The 14,618-nt window shown below is 42.1% G+C and carries 9 protein-coding genes; 5 read left to right on the top strand and 4 right to left on the bottom strand.

What is annotated here, in order from left to right; translation table 11 throughout:
• The first annotated feature begins 3 nt into the window (after positions 1 to 3).
• The 5 genes from R8806_RS10475 to R8806_RS10455 all read left to right on the top strand — a co-directional run bounded on the left by R8806_RS10475 (position 4) and on the right by R8806_RS10455 (position 7,131).
• Complete coding sequence (locus R8806_RS10475; RefSeq protein WP_244980126.1) at positions 4 to 1,452, top strand: RagB/SusD family nutrient uptake outer membrane protein; 1,449 nt, start codon at positions 4 to 6, stop codon at positions 1,450 to 1,452.
• Between the two features lie 4 nt (positions 1,453 to 1,456).
• On the top strand, positions 1,457 to 2,224 hold the full coding sequence (locus R8806_RS10470; protein WP_124316447.1) for a DUF4843 domain-containing protein: 768 nt from the start codon (positions 1,457 to 1,459) through the stop codon (positions 2,222 to 2,224).
• A 13-nt stretch (positions 2,225 to 2,237) separates the two neighbouring features.
• Complete coding sequence (locus R8806_RS10465) at positions 2,238 to 3,809, top strand: PKD-like family lipoprotein (protein ID WP_124316448.1); 1,572 nt, start codon at positions 2,238 to 2,240, stop codon at positions 3,807 to 3,809.
• A gap of 27 nt (positions 3,810 to 3,836) precedes the next feature.
• Positions 3,837 to 6,128 carry a TlpA family protein disulfide reductase gene (locus R8806_RS10460; RefSeq protein ID WP_124316449.1) on the top strand — a complete coding sequence of 764 codons (2,292 nt, stop codon included), beginning with the start codon at positions 3,837 to 3,839 and terminating at the stop codon, positions 6,126 to 6,128.
• 427 nt (positions 6,129 to 6,555) lie between these two features.
• Positions 6,556 to 7,131, top strand: coding sequence for an RNA polymerase sigma factor (locus tag R8806_RS10455; RefSeq protein ID WP_221230304.1), 576 nt, complete (start codon positions 6,556 to 6,558; stop codon positions 7,129 to 7,131).
• A gap of 159 nt (positions 7,132 to 7,290) precedes the next feature.
• Here R8806_RS10455 and R8806_RS10450 read toward each other — a convergent pair whose 3' ends face one another.
• The 4 genes from R8806_RS10450 to R8806_RS10435 are packed head-to-tail and all read right to left on the bottom strand — an operon-like array spanning position 7,291 to position 14,581.
• On the bottom strand, positions 7,291 to 8,562 hold the full coding sequence (locus R8806_RS10450; protein ID WP_229782902.1) for a thioredoxin family protein: 1,272 nt from the start codon (positions 8,560 to 8,562) through the stop codon (positions 7,291 to 7,293).
• A 15-nt stretch (positions 8,563 to 8,577) separates the two neighbouring features.
• Positions 8,578 to 9,477 carry a hypothetical protein gene (locus tag R8806_RS10445; protein WP_124315579.1) on the bottom strand — a complete coding sequence of 300 codons (900 nt, stop codon included), beginning with the start codon at positions 9,475 to 9,477 and terminating at the stop codon, positions 8,578 to 8,580.
• A gap of 8 nt (positions 9,478 to 9,485) precedes the next feature.
• Entirely contained in the window at positions 9,486 to 11,000 is a 1,515-nt protein-coding gene (locus tag R8806_RS10440) for a RagB/SusD family nutrient uptake outer membrane protein (protein WP_164719530.1), read from the bottom strand.
• 20 nt (positions 11,001 to 11,020) lie between these two features.
• A complete protein-coding gene (locus R8806_RS10435) occupies positions 11,021 to 14,581 on the bottom strand; it encodes a SusC/RagA family TonB-linked outer membrane protein (RefSeq protein ID WP_124315581.1) in 3,561 nt (1,186 codons plus the stop codon).
• Positions 14,582 to 14,618: the final 37 nt, after the last annotated feature.

Genomic DNA, 14,618 nt, shown 5'->3' with positions numbered 1-14,618 from the left:
TGAATGATGAGAAATAAAATACATTTTTACAAAAGATGCTTGTACTTATGCGTTGTTATGCTGGCGACGGTATCTTGTAACGATTGGTTGGACGTGGAGCCGAAATCACAAGTGAAGGATAAGGATTTGTTTTCTTCAGAAACCGGTTTTAAAGAGGCGCTGTCCGGGGTATATAGTATTATGACTCAAGAGTATTTGTACGGGAAAGAGTTGACATTTGGTATGTTAGGTGTGTTAGCGCAGGAGTGGGACTATCAACCGATGGTTTATCTGGATGATAAAGATTATACATACGAGAGTATTCAGACGGAAATACGAATCGATTCTTTGTGGTGTGGGTTATATAATGCAATTGCGAATACAAATAAATTGCTGGGGGAAATTGATGCGAAAAAATCGCTGTTTACAAATCCTAATTATGAGGTAATTAAAGGGGAAGCTTTGGCATTACGCGGTTTCTTGCATTTCGATTTATTACGATTGTTTGGGGCTAGTTATGCTGAAGATCCCGCCAAGAAAGCAATCCCGTACGTGACGGAATACACGCCAGAGGTGTTCCCGCAGAAGACTGTTGCGGAGATTGTCGATATGGTACTAGTAGATTTAGGAAATGCGGCTGAATATTTGAAAAGTGACCCGATTTATACGGGAAAAGCAATTGCCGAGACAACAGATAATGGTTATCTGATGAACCGACAAGTGCATTTAAATTATTATGCGGTGAAGGGGTTGATGGCTAGGGCTTATCTTTACAAGAAGGACTATCAGAATGCAATCCGTTGTGCCATGGAAGTGATTGAATCCGGAAAATTTGAATGGGTAAAGCAATCGAATCTGACTAATGAAAAAATGGCCGATCTGTCTTTTTCATCCGAGCATTTGTTTGCCTTGAACGTGGTGACATTAGAAAGTCGGGCTGAGACTTATTTTTCCGGTAGCAATTCCGCTTTTGCTTTGGATGAATCTTCGTTATTGGATTATTACGAGGGAACGCAGGATTATCGTTACCTATACCAGTTTAAGAGTGGTACCGGGTTGAGTGCAGGAATGCATTATTTGAAAAAGTATGACCAATTGTCTGGTGACGGATCAACTGTTTGGCCGGTTGCTTACCGGAATAAAATGCCATTGATGCGGTTGTCCGAGATGTATTATATCTTGGCGGAGAGTCGTTACCATACTTCGGGTGATGTGTTGGGTGCTTTGAACGAGGTTCGTCGTCATCGGGGAATCGGGGATTTGGGAACAGGTGATTTGGAGAATTTTAATTCCTTGCTGGTATCGGAGTTTAGAAAAGAAATTATTGGAGAGGGACAATTGTTCTTTTGTTATAAGCGTTTGAATATGCCTACAATCAAGCGTACAGATGCTGATATGACAGGATTAGGATTATATAAACTTCCCTTACCGAAGGATGAATTGCAAAATCCGGGTTGGGTAAATAACAGGTAATGATATGAAAAAACAAATTATATGGATAGGGATTATCATGGCATGGATGCTGTGTGCCTGTAATGAAGAGGATAAGTTAATGTATGACCAGACAGAGAGAAGTTTGAATCTTTGGTTTGGTTCCGAGTTGTATTCCGGACGTGTGGATAGCATGGTGTATAATTACGCTTACCGTCCGCTGGGAACGGAATTGGATTCCATACAGTTTTATGTGAAATTGATCGGGAAGTCGTTGGAGGAGGATTGTCCTTTTGAATTGGAGGTTGTTGGAGGGGATTCTTCTTCTTTGATTGAGGGGAAGCATTATCAATTGCCGGTTTACGTGTTGAAAGCGGGAGTATCAGGAGGTTATTTCCCGATTTATTTCAAGAATACGAGTGATTTAAAAAATAGGGAATTTACAATTTCTTTAGCGCTAAAGACGAATGATTGGTTGACTATTGGTACGAAAGAGTATTCCGGATTGAAGTTGATCGTGAAGGATCGTGAAGAAAAACCAATATACTGGGATAATGATCCGGAACAATTTATACCGTTGAAACAATTTTTCGGTACGTATAGTCTTACGAAATACCAGTTTATGATAAAAGTAATCGGCAAGGCGGTCACTAGGGTCATTTATAGAGGTAAACCTACGGCTCCCGGAGAAGTGTCGTACGCAGAGGCTTTGTACCTGCAGGAAAAATGCCGTGTTGCGCTTGTGGAATATAATAATAATCCGGATAATCCCGATCGTCCTCTTTCGGATGAATACGGACCAATATCTTTTTAATTAAGTTGATATTATGGATATGTTAAAATATATATTATTGACCGTCGTGACTTGTTTGAGTTTATGGGGGTGTTATGATGATAAAGGTAATTACGATTACCATGATTTGGATGAGATTGTTATTGATTCAACAGGCGCAGGGATTCTGGCGAATTATTCTGTTAATCGGTTAGACGTTTTGGATATACCCATAAAGGTGTATTTCAAAGGAAAGTTAGTGAATGGTTCAGAATATCTGTATCCCGAACTGGAATGTAACTGGGTGGTGTATCAACAGGGAACAGATGTTCCGATTGCGGGAAGAGATACGATTGCGGAAGGAATCGAGTTGAGTCTTCCGTTGAATCTGGATGCTCGCCAATGGGAGTTGGTGTTCACCGTGTTAAATAAGGAAACGGGAGTTCGTGCATTTATGAAGTTCGGGTTGAAAGTTAATGCCGGTTTGAGTGAGGGATGGATGGTGTTGTATGAAAGAGATGGAAAGACTGACGTGGGGATCTTGGCTAATAAACGGATTGCACCGAATGTTGTTAACGAACAGGTTTGGGTTGATGTGTTTGAAACGTTTACTGGTGCATCGTTAGAGGGGGAACCTGTGCGATTGTTGTATTCGAAAGTGACGAAACCGGAGGTTGTTATGGCTGTTACCAAAAAGGATATGGTTGCGGTAGACCCATTGTCTTTTACTAAATTGTATTCTTTTGATGCCTTGTTTTGGACGGCTCCCGAAGTGAAAGCACCGGGGTATTACACTGCATTTTATAACAAGCGAGAAATGGTTATTAATGACGGGAAAGTACATACGGCTAATTACACGACGAGTGGTTCGGACAGATCGTCCATTCATTTTGGTGCGCCTTGTTACGGAGGATACGGGCGATTGGCGAATTGGAGTCCTACAACGTCATCTTATAGTGCTGTCTTGTATGATGAGGTTCAGCAATGCTTTAAATGTGTGAAAGCAAATAGTTCTGAGGTTTCTGATTTCCCTGCTCAAGATGCAGCAGTAGCTTTTGATTGTAAGAACGTGGGGTTGGAATTGGTGGCGAGTGATTATGGTCGGGCCATTATGTCTTCTGGTTTTGTTATGGGGCATTACGAGGATATTGTGATGAGAGATGCTACCGGGCATTATTATCTGTTGATTGCTGATTTTAGTTCTCAAACGATGGTTGGTGTCGGGAAGTATGATATGGGAAGATGTGAAGGTTTGTCGGATGGAATAGTTTCTGTTGCGGCAGGGTATAAGGGAGAGATTTTTTATTATGCTACAGGTAACGGGCTTTATCTATACGATTATAAGGGGACGAATACGACGGGGGATGGACCTGTTTGGAATGTGCCGACAGGAGAACAGATCACTTGTATCCGGTTGCAGAAATATTGTTACGGGACGACGATGATGGCTCCCATTCCGGTAAATGATTGCGAGGTGCTGTATGTCGCCACGTACAACGAGAAGGAAGGTAATGGAACCGTGTACCAATTCATGGTTGACCCTTCCAGCGGAGCCGTGGACAAAGGGAGCCTGCTATCTTTCTCCGGTTTCGGAAAGATAAAAGATATGGGATGGAAAATAGAATAGTAAATTAATTTTGTTATCAAAAAAAGTATGAAATGTAATTATTTATTGACGCTTCTTGGGATACTGGGAATTTTATTCTCAAGTGTAAAGGTGTCTGATGCGCAAATGACGGTTGCCAAAATCGATCAACAGCCTGTTGAAAAACAGGCAGAAAACGGAATTCGTTTTTTCGAAGGTTCATGGGAACAGGCTTTGGCTGAGGCAAAAAGTACTGGTAAACCGATATTTATGGATTGTTACACCTCTTGGTGTGTGCCTTGTAAAATGTTGGCGACAACCGTGTTCACGAAGAAAGAGGTCGGGGATTATTTTAACTCCCATTTCATTAACGTGAAGATGGATATGGAATCCAAAGAGGGTAAAACGTTGAATAAACAATATGAGATCCTAGGTTATCCTACATTGCTTTTTATTGATGGGGGAGGTAATATGTTTCATCGGATTGTCGGGACTACGCCTGCAGAGATACTGTTGAAAGAGGCCGCTCGTGCCTTGGACGGGAATGGATATAGCGTGATGAAAAAGAAGTATGGAGAGGGTAATCGTCAGCCGGATTTTATACAAGAGTATATGGAAGTGTTGAGTGTTGCCGGGGAAGATAAGGTTGCTGCCCGTGTATGTGTGGATTATTTCAATACGTTGGAGAAGTCTAGATTGAAAGAACCGGAGTATTGGAAACTTTTTCAAAAATATGTAAAAGATGTAGATGCTGGCATCTCTAAGTACATGTATAAAAATCGGGAAGAATTTATCACGCTTTTCGGGGAGAAAGAAGTAAATCGGAAATTGTATCAATTGTATAGTGAGGGGGCTTACCGTTACTGGAAGGATGATGTGTTTGACACGAAAGGGTTTGATCGGTACACGAGTCAATTAATGAAGACCGATCTGAAGCAGAGAGAACAGATTATAGATGAGGCTCGTATGTATTATGCCATGAAAACGAATAATTGGCAAGAATATATTCGGTTGGGAAATGAACGAATCAAGAAAGGATTGAATGACGATTTCATGATTTATAATTGGGGGTTGAAAGTGAATGTTTTGTGTAAGGACATGGTGTTACGTGAAGAGGCGGCTAAATGGCTTGATGTAATTGCAGCCAATTGCGATAAAAAGCCGAATGATAAAGATATGGCTGCTTTGAAGAATACATTTTTGGGTGTAGCTGATAAATTAAGACACCCGGAGAAGAATGATAAAAATTATCGTCCGACGATCAATATTTCCGGGAAAGTAGCAGCTTTACGGGAAGGAGAGGATATGATCCGTGTGATCAAGAAGGAGGGGTTTTTTAAGGAGGTTGTCGATTCGTGTGCAATAAAATCTGATGGAACTTACGAGTTGAAAATGCGTGTAGCGACTCCGGGTGTGTATATATTGGAATGTCAAGGAGGCCAAAGAGTGGAATTTTGGGCTGGGACGGAGGATTTGAGTGTTGATTTTCCCGGTTTTGGTAATGCGAAATTTAAAGTTGTTCGTCCTTCTTATTACCCGATCCGTGGAGGAAAGGATAATGAGGTGATGAACGCTCTGAACTGGGAAGTTTTTCAAATGTATGAAATGTTGACAAAGGTTCCTGTTCCTATTCGTGAATATATCAGTTTGGCTGATAGTGTAAAAAGGCAATTGGCCGTTGAGGTCGCTGATATTGTGAGTGGGGATTTACCGAATCGTTTACAATATTGGGCTGAGTTGTATGCTGATAGGGAGGCTGTTATAGCGATCTTAAAAGCTCTGGAGAAAAATGAATATGCGGAAATGGTAAAAAAAATTGCAGCAAATTTGTCAAAATTGTATCCAACAAGTACAGCTGTGAAAGAGTTTCAAGAGGTGTTAACTCAGAAAGAATTATCAGGACAAGGTCAGGTTGCACCGGAATTTGCTTGTCCGACACCTGACGGGAAAAAGAATATGGGACCACAAGATTTTCGTGGAAAGATTCTTGTCATGGACTTTTGGGCATCTTGGTGTGGTCCTTGTCGTGCTGAGATTCCCCATTTGAAAGAGGCCTATGCGAAGTATGGCGATAAAGGAGTAGCCTTCTTTAGCGTGTCAATTGATAAGAGCGATGCCGCTTGGAAAAAAGCTTTAGGTGAAGAAAATATGCCTTGGGAACAGGTGTGTGCCCCGCAGGCAGGGAAAGATGTGATGAGATTGTACCAATTCTCAGGGATCCCTTATGTTCTAGTTCTGGATAAAGAGGGGCGCATTGTTGGAACGAATTTGAGAGGTCAGGCATTAATGGATAAGTTGGAAGAATTGGTAAATGGGAGTAAACCCAAAGCAGCTAAATCATCTATGATGATGGTGAGATAGTATTAAAACCGGGAGATGCTATATGAGATTTTAATGCTTCTTTTTATCCACAGTTTATGCATGGCTTCCGGTTTTAAAGATAATTACAAGGAGTGCGTTGAGATAATTTTGACGTACTCCTTTTGTTTATAAAGGAATATTGATGATTAGAGAATTTTAATAAATATATTCATTTGTCGAAATAGTTATTCGACTTCTTACCTCTAAACGTCACTTTTGAACATTTTGTTTTTACAATTTCAGCATAAAATGTTTATTAAAAAAGGCAGGCTTGCTATTTGTTGATAGTGTATCGTGGTGATAAACAGATGTATGGTGATAAGAAAGTATTCGTATTGTACGATAGTATATTCTTTCTCCGGAAAATCTGAAGATTTTGATTGTACGATTTATTATGTATTTTTGTATGTAGATCAGATGGCCAATAATGGGTCAATGGAATTGGAAAAAACAGATTGAGTGTAATATGCGGAATATCGTGGCAGATATAAGGGAGGGAGATAAGAACTCGTTTAAGGAGTTCTTTGGAGATTATTATCCTATCCTATGTGTATTTGCCTCAAAGTATGTGAAGAACGAGGAGCAATGCAAGGATATCGCGCAGGAGACGCTATTGAGTTATTGGGAGAAACGGGCTGATTTCGAGGATATATATAAAGTAAAGGGATTTCTTTATATGGTGGCACGTAACCGGTGTTTGAATTACTTGAAACGAGAGCAAGTAAATCAGGCATACGTGGACGAGGCGAACCGGGAATCAGAAGAATATTTTCAAGAAGAGGTTATCGAGCAAGAAACTTATATGTTGGTCCGGAAAGCCATTGAGGGGTTGCCTCCTCAGATGAGAACCATCATCAAGTATGCCATGGAAGGATTGAAAAACCCACAGATTGCCAGTGAGATGGGGATTGCCGAGGGGACAGTTCATGCTTTGAAAAAAACAGCTTATCGTAAATTGCGGGAACAGTTAAAAGAGCATTTTTATCTCCTATTTTTTGTCTAATTTCCAAAGTAATACTAGTTTTAGAAAAGTCCATCAAAGAACGATAATTTACGATAGTCTATGACGAATTGATAGTAAAGTTATAGAATAAATGGTATTACATATATTTAATCTGCACCAATCTTTCACTTCGCCATAGACGTCTCGATCAATTTCATGTTATTTCAACAACTGTTCTTGAATGATTTCCTCACATTTCTCTGGTTGGTATCCTTCTAGTACCGTTGGTTTTCCACTTACTGGTACTAAAAGTAACATTGGAATCAGTTTTACATTGAACACCGCACAAAGTTCTTTTTCCTTGTCCACGTCTATTTTCATGAACACCACTTGGTCTTTGTACCTCTCGGCCATTTTTTCCAACTCGGGCATCAATTGCATACAAGGTTTGCACCACGTTGCCCAGAAATCGATAACTATCGGTTTATTTCCTTTAAATATGAACTCTTTATCTTTACGATAATCGTAAAGATGCTCCAAAAAATACTTTCGGTTAATCGAGTTCAATTTGCCGGGCACAATTTCAGTCACGACATTGTCCATCCCGTCATTTTGCACCTTCACCAAATCAAATGGTTGGAAATAAAGTTTCTGCTTTTTGTAATCAATGGTGACGATTCCTTTTCTGAGAATGTCGGATCCCAGTATGGAACGGGGCAGATTTTCGTTCTTGGCCACGACCACTTCACCCAACTCCTCATTCACGAAACGACCTTTAGCAACGACCTTGGTGGCGGTAGCCTTTTCCGTCGGCAGATATCCCTTCGTAATGGATGCCTTGCCACCTTTTTTGCCGTTTACCTTGGCGAAATCTTCCGGGGTCATGGAAACGAATCCCTCGTTCCAAGTGTCTAAAACTACAGGAAAAACTTCTTCATCCAATATTATCTCACAAGCGACAGTCGTACCGGCTACTAGCTCCATCTTCATCTGATAATCCTCTTGCATGTAAGGGGGGGCGGTCGGTGTTGATACGGTCAATTTCTTGCGTTGGGTGTCGATCGTCAGTACTTTTCCTAAAAACATTTCGCCGCCAAGTACTCCGGCTATGCCAAGTTTTTGAAAATAAGGAGCTTCTTCCAACACGCAAGCGGTGAGATTATTTGCGTAGGCAACATTTCCTAATGTTACCCACCCGAAAGTCTCCAATCGGGGCAAGGACATATCTTTGTACAAGAAAGTGGAATCCAATAGTCGATGTGCTATATGCTTTTCGGGGTTTGCCTCGTCCACATATTTCGACAAAATGGTCGTATGCCCAGCTAGATCGAGTGCGAACGGGAGGAATCGCCCGTTTACCATCACATCCACAATCATTTTCCCGTCCATTTCACGGTAATCTAACACCTCAGTGGCGGTGTTCTTCGACTGCGCAAATCCCACTACTGAAGTAAACGACATTGCCAATACTATAAATAATTTGCAATACATATTCTTTCTTCCTCTTTAATTTACTAATGTTGCATTACCTATTGCCTGCAAATCAATATTATAATTTTCTTTAAGGCAATTTACAAGCAAATCATACTTTTTTCGAATCAAACCGTTCTTATCCTTTTTCGGATTTAGAATCCCATTGTACGAATTCGGCGTCGTATCCTCCGCCATCAAATTTGCATACGGAGTCGAAATAATGGCAGTAATAAAGAATAGCGCATCGGTATCTTTCGAGGTGTTATAAAACAAACAGCCTTGCTCGTATGCGTTTGTGGAAGTCAATTGGTTATAATTCGACACTTCGAAGAAAGCGGGATCCACTGTTATCTTGGCTTTGTACATCAAACGTCTCAAGAATCCATCATTCGTTTCCACTCGAATCGCATTTTTTTGTGCGTCAGTCAGCGTCAAGACCTTCTCATTCCCCCAGTTGAAGGCCAAACAATCATAACCACTGTACATATTATATGTTTTATCGAATAATCCATAAACGCTGTAATGATCCAATTGGCTACACAGCAAAATCTTCAGTGGCAAACAACGCTTCAATGTTGTGTCCGAGTAAAAGCGCAAGAACTGTTCTTGAATCAATTCCAGTTGTTTTCCCACATACTTCTCGTCAGCAACTGCAGCTTTAAAACCACCTGTAGATTTATACGTACCACCATTCTCAATTGGTGTTTCCTCTATCCATTTGACTACTTCCCAATACAACTCTTTCAATTCAAACTTATATAGAGTGAACGTGTTGAATCTCTCTTTCCAATCCACGATCTTATCATCATAATCATGATTACCTTGAGGTACAGAATATCCGAATTCCGGAGTCTCCGTCGGGGTCAATGTCTCTTCCTCGTGACAAGCAACTGCGAAGATCACCAATAACAATAAAAATATTCTTCGTTTCATATCTTCTCTTAACGTTTATTTTGTGTTAAATAAGTATTATTATCCATGGCTGATGGTGGAATTGGCAACACGTAGCGGGGATCACCCTCTTGTAAAGTGACCGTTTCCTCCAATCCTTTCTCCACAAAGTAAATGTGAGTCAACTCCGGCATCCCGAAACGGCGTAAGTCAAACCAACGATGTCCTTCAAAGGCCAACTCGCGGCGTCGTTCTTTTTCATAAAAGTTCCACAAATCATCCTTGTCCGAGAAGTCCACATCTTTATAAGCTACATTTTGCGTATCAAAACGGGTGGCTCGCAATCTATTCAGATCCGCTAATGCCAACACCCGGAACTCATCGTTTCCCGTCTCCATGAATTTTCGTATGTGTGCCTCTGCCCGGTTCAAATACATCTCTGCCGTTCGAATACCAAAACTGGCATAATTCTGGCTCGGTCCGCCTTTATACCCGAAAATATAACCTACAAACATTGTAGTAAAGTCCATCACGTATTGATAATATGCGGGCAAGCGCAAATCGCCATAATTGTAATACCATTGACCCGACTCGGTATCATACCCCCAATCATTATATTCATACAAATTCTGCAAGTCTTCGGAAATCGAGAAAGGCGGGATTGATCCTTGCAAGGATGGAAAACAAGATGAGAATGTTTTATAATCACCATACATCCAAATAATCTCATCACTTACGGACAAATTGTAAACTGACCAAGTTGGACCCATAAATCCTGGTTCCATCATCCCTGTCGGCATACTCGCGAAGGAAAGTAACGTCGGCTTTTTCTTTAACACCTTATTCGCATATTCCAACGCGTGGTCCCAATCCTCCATGTAAAGGTACACTCGACACAATATCGCTTCACCAGCCAATGCATTAATTTTATACAAAGACATATCTTTAGGATGTTCCTCTAATAATTGGATTCCAACCTCCAAATCCTTCACGATCTGATCATATACCTCGGCCACCGTATTCCTCTTCATAAAACCGTCGTTTACGTCCATCACCAATTTCAAGGGTACTCCCAAGTTCGTCTTGGGGTCGCCAACATTATAAGGCATTCCATAGTAATTCACCAACAAGAAATAGTAGTAAGCTCGTAGCACATAGGCTTGACCGCACAGATTGTTCTTTACCTCTTGAGAACCGCTCACTTTATCTATATAGCCTAAAATTGTGTTACAGCCCATGATCTTGCGATACAAAGCTTTCCAAGAATTATACCCGTCTTCTGTCAATTTCTCGAACATATCGTCTTCCCAAAGGAACAGGGAGCGCATGTTGTCCATCGTGCTGATCATTGAGCCATCGCTACTTGATCCGTTACATTTTACATTGTCAGTCAATAGCTCGGTATAACCGTACTCCAAGAAATTCATCGGATATCCCTCGCCAGTCATTACCTGCATCAAATCCTCCACCGTCGACGGACGGATCTCGTCTTGACTAGATTCTTCCAAGAAGTCGTTACATCCGGCGACCCCCAACAACAATAAAAACAATAGTATATTTCTCATACGATTTATCTGTTTAATCATTAGAAACTTAAACTCATGCTAAAGGAATAATTCCTAGCTAACGGTTGAGAACCTGAGGCAACCTCCGGATCTTTACCCTTGAAATCACTGCTCACGATCGTGAACGGGTTGGTTACGTTAAACGAGAATCCCACATTTTGGGCAAACTTTCGAATCAGTCCGCTGGACAAATTGTAAGACAGCGAAATACTATTGCACCTCAAATAGGAAGCGTTCACGACTCGGTCCGTCGTGTAATTATACATCTGATACAGGTACGCTTTGCCGTTCGGCAGGTCGATAGAGCCGCAATTTCTAAACGGCAAAGAAGGAATGTTCGTCACGTCGCCCGGTTTCCGCCAACGTCCCACCCACTCTTTGGGCAAATTATTATATTCGTTCGGTGTGTCGTTGTACATATCCGAGGAGAACATCGGTGCTAGGAATTTCTTTCCACCTAGAGAAAGATAGAAAGACGAAGACAATGACAAGTTCTTGTAACGGAAAATCATGCTCAACCCGGAAGTGAAATCTGGGTTCAATTTACCCATATATTTCATATACACTGTTGCGTCAGCCTGAGCCTCCGGACTATCCACGTCTGGCAGGTTGTACACGGGTACGCCCGTTTTCGGATCTACCCCTTCCATCTCGAACGCCCAGAAACTGGACATGGCATAGCCTTCCTTGTTTACCCTACCGGTTGTCGCCTGTGTCCAATTTTTATTGGATTCCAAGGCGTCCGTCACCTTGTTGAAGTTTTGTGACGTGTTCAAGCTCACCGACCACATGAAATTCTTCGTGCGAATAGGGGCAAAACTGAAACTCAATTCCCATCCCGAGTTTTCCAGCGTACCACCGTTCATTGGCATGCTCACCACACCATTCTCTAACGGCACTGTCTTTTCGACAATGGCATCAGTCGTCTTTTTATGGTAATACTCAAACGAACCGTTGATCTTATTTTTCCAAAAAGCGAAATCGATCCCGGCATTCAACGTGGCCGTCTTCTCCCATCTAAGTTGCGGATTCGGTAGACTTTTGATATTCAGCACGTATTCTCCCATAACAATACCACCTTCGTTGTCCGATGGTATCCTAGCAATCAAATCGGAACAAGCGGCTTCACTGGCATTACCTTGGTATCCATAGGTCAACCGGAAACTGCACTCGTTCAAGAAATTTTGCCCCTCGAAGAAGTGTTCCCGACCCATATTCCAGCGCAACCCGAACGACCACACTGGTAAGAAACGGGAATTTTTGTCTTGTCCGAAACGGTTGGACGCGTCAGAACGCAAACTGGCGTTGAATACATAACGCTCGTCGAATGTGTAGCTGAGTGCCCCATACACAGACACTTGATTGGTCTTATTATCTATAATGCTATATGAACCTTGGGCATAATTTGTGTTGGGATAAAGCTGTTCATGCGATTCGATGTTCAACGGTGGATTTTTAATCGTTTTCCCGCGATCGGGCAAATATCCGTAAAATGTACCGGTAAACCCTCCATACGTGGAACTGCTGATCTCGTGGCCCAACGTGGCAGTCAGCAAATGTCGGCCGAAGTTCTTCACGTAGGATAACTGGTTACGCCACGTGTAGCTTTCGTTGCGGGTTTCCTGTAAGTTTAATACACCACCATGTGGTAGGTAGCTGGCTTTGTATGCCTCGTCTTGGGCATTGTATTGACCGAACTCGTATTTACGCATGTAAGTGATGTAATTGGTTCGCTCCGTTGCCCAGGATTCTCCGTGGGAAGAGGAGTAGTTGTAACCAAGCAACATCTCGTAACGGAGGCCTTTCATGATGTTCCAATTCAAGCTCACGTTCGTGTTTAAAGAACTGGTCGTGTTCTCGTTTCCGGATTCCGCCAACTCGTTCAACACGTTGTATTTGTAACCATTATTATGGTGATAGTAGTATAATTCCCCTTCGTCATCGAAAGCTTGTATCACTCTACTAGTCGTGGATGCGTAGGTATATGGCTCCACGCAGGAGTGGTAGGCGCGGGTCTTCTGCACGTTCCCGTTCACTCGGGCGGAGAAATCCAGACAGTTCCAAAAAGTAGTCGTCACGTTAACGCTCCCTTGGTAGCTTTTCGAATCATTACCTTTAGCCGTACCGTTATTGTTGGATACACCGAAGGATGCGTAGTACGTGATCTTCTCGTTACCACCAGACATACTAAGGGTGTTGGCATAGCTGAACGGATTCTCGTACAATAAATCGAACCAATCGGTGTTTACCACCTCCAACTTCTTCACGCCTGCATTGAATGTTTCGTGGGAAATCTTGTCCTCCAGATACTGTCGAAGCAAGTCTTGATAGCCCACTTTCAATAACGGTTGCGTGCCACACAGTCCTCTCGTGAAAATCTCTCGAGACACGTCTACACGTTCTTTGGAATTCATCAAATCTAATTTATCATAGGTTACTTTGGAGCCAATCGAAAAGCTACCGGAATAATTGATGGACATACGTCCCTTCTCTCCTCGTTTCGTGTTAATGACAATAACGCCATTAGCTGCTTTCACTCCATAAATGGCCGTGGCCGAGGCGTCCTTCAATACCGTAATATCCTTAATGTCCGCTGGGTTCAACCAAGAGATCGAGCTACCCACGAAGTTGCGAATCATGTCGATATTATCCGGATCCGTGCTCGCCATGGACAAATCGGTGGCCTTGAAGGGAAGCGGATCCGTTTGAATTATACCATCAACTACCCACACTGGCTCTTGGCTACCCAAAAGCGTGGAGGTACCTCGTACACGCACCTTTTGCCGGGTACCTACCAATCCGCTCTGGTTTTGAATGTCAACCCCTGTTAATTTCCCCTGTAAAGCCGCCTCTAAAGATTGAGTACCCGTTAAGACCAAATCCTCTGCCTTTACCGTACTCACGGAACCGGCCATGTTTGATTTTTTCATTCTCTGGTAACCTGTGACAACCACTTCATCCATGGATTGTGCTTCTTCCTCTAGTACGACGTTTAAGTCTTCTTGTCCCTTCCAAGCTATCTCCTTTGTCTTCATTCCCACGAAAGAGAACACTAGCACGATCTGGTCGCTCTTGACCGTTGTAAATGTGAAACGTCCCTCCCTGTCGGTTGCAACTCCCACGGAAGTTCCTTTTTCCAAAATTGTCACTCCGGGCAATGGTTCTCCCCTCGTGTCTTTCACCATACCTTTGATTACCACTCGTTCCTTGTCTTTCTCGTCCTGCTTGCGGATGACAATTGCGTTGTTTTGAATTTCATAACGTAAATGCGTACTTTTCAAACAATGATCTAAAATTTCGCTAATGGTTTTATTCTTCATGTTCACATTCAGTCCTTTCACCTCGGCAACGTCATTTGATCCGTACATGAACACGAAATCAGTCTCCTGTTGAATGTGCCAAATTACCTGCTCTAAGGTGGCGTTCTCCATCTTTACTGTCAGACGGACTTCCTGTGCATAGACAGACGTTGGTATGTACAAGCAAGTGTACAGTAGCAACATCACTTTCAAATTCATAACTAATAAAGATTTTCGCCATTTTCTTCGCTTAGAAGAAATGGACGTGTCATTTTTTTTCATAACTTTGAATAATTAAAGTATAACGAACTTTGATATT

The organism is Butyricimonas faecihominis, from assembly GCF_033096445.1.
Classification (GTDB): Bacteria; Bacteroidota; Bacteroidia; order Bacteroidales; family Marinifilaceae; genus Butyricimonas; species Butyricimonas faecihominis.
The sequence above is the reverse complement of the archived record's forward strand: the minus strand, read 5'-3'. Positions and strand labels throughout refer to the sequence as shown.

Bases quoted from the DNA above. Each gene is read 5' to 3' on its own strand.
- R8806_RS10475 (WP_244980126.1), top strand. From the start codon at position 4: ATGATGAGAAATAAAATACATTTTTACAAAAGATGCTTGTACTTATGC.
- R8806_RS10470 (WP_124316447.1), top strand. From the start codon at position 1,457: ATGAAAAAACAAATTATATGGATAGGGATTATCATGGCATGGATGCTG.
- R8806_RS10465 (WP_124316448.1), top strand. From the start codon at position 2,238: ATGGATATGTTAAAATATATATTATTGACCGTCGTGACTTGTTTGAGT.
- R8806_RS10460 (WP_124316449.1), top strand. From the start codon at position 3,837: ATGAAATGTAATTATTTATTGACGCTTCTTGGGATACTGGGAATTTTA.
- R8806_RS10455 (WP_221230304.1), top strand. From the start codon at position 6,556: ATGGGTCAATGGAATTGGAAAAAACAGATTGAGTGTAATATGCGGAAT.
- R8806_RS10450 (WP_229782902.1), bottom strand. From the start codon at position 8,562: ATGTATTGCAAATTATTTATAGTATTGGCAATGTCGTTTACTTCAGTA.
- R8806_RS10445 (WP_124315579.1), bottom strand. From the start codon at position 9,477: ATGAAACGAAGAATATTTTTATTGTTATTGGTGATCTTCGCAGTTGCT.
- R8806_RS10440 (WP_164719530.1), bottom strand. From the start codon at position 11,000: ATGAGAAATATACTATTGTTTTTATTGTTGTTGGGGGTCGCCGGATGT.
- R8806_RS10435 (WP_124315581.1), bottom strand. From the start codon at position 14,581: ATGAAAAAAAATGACACGTCCATTTCTTCTAAGCGAAGAAAATGGCGA.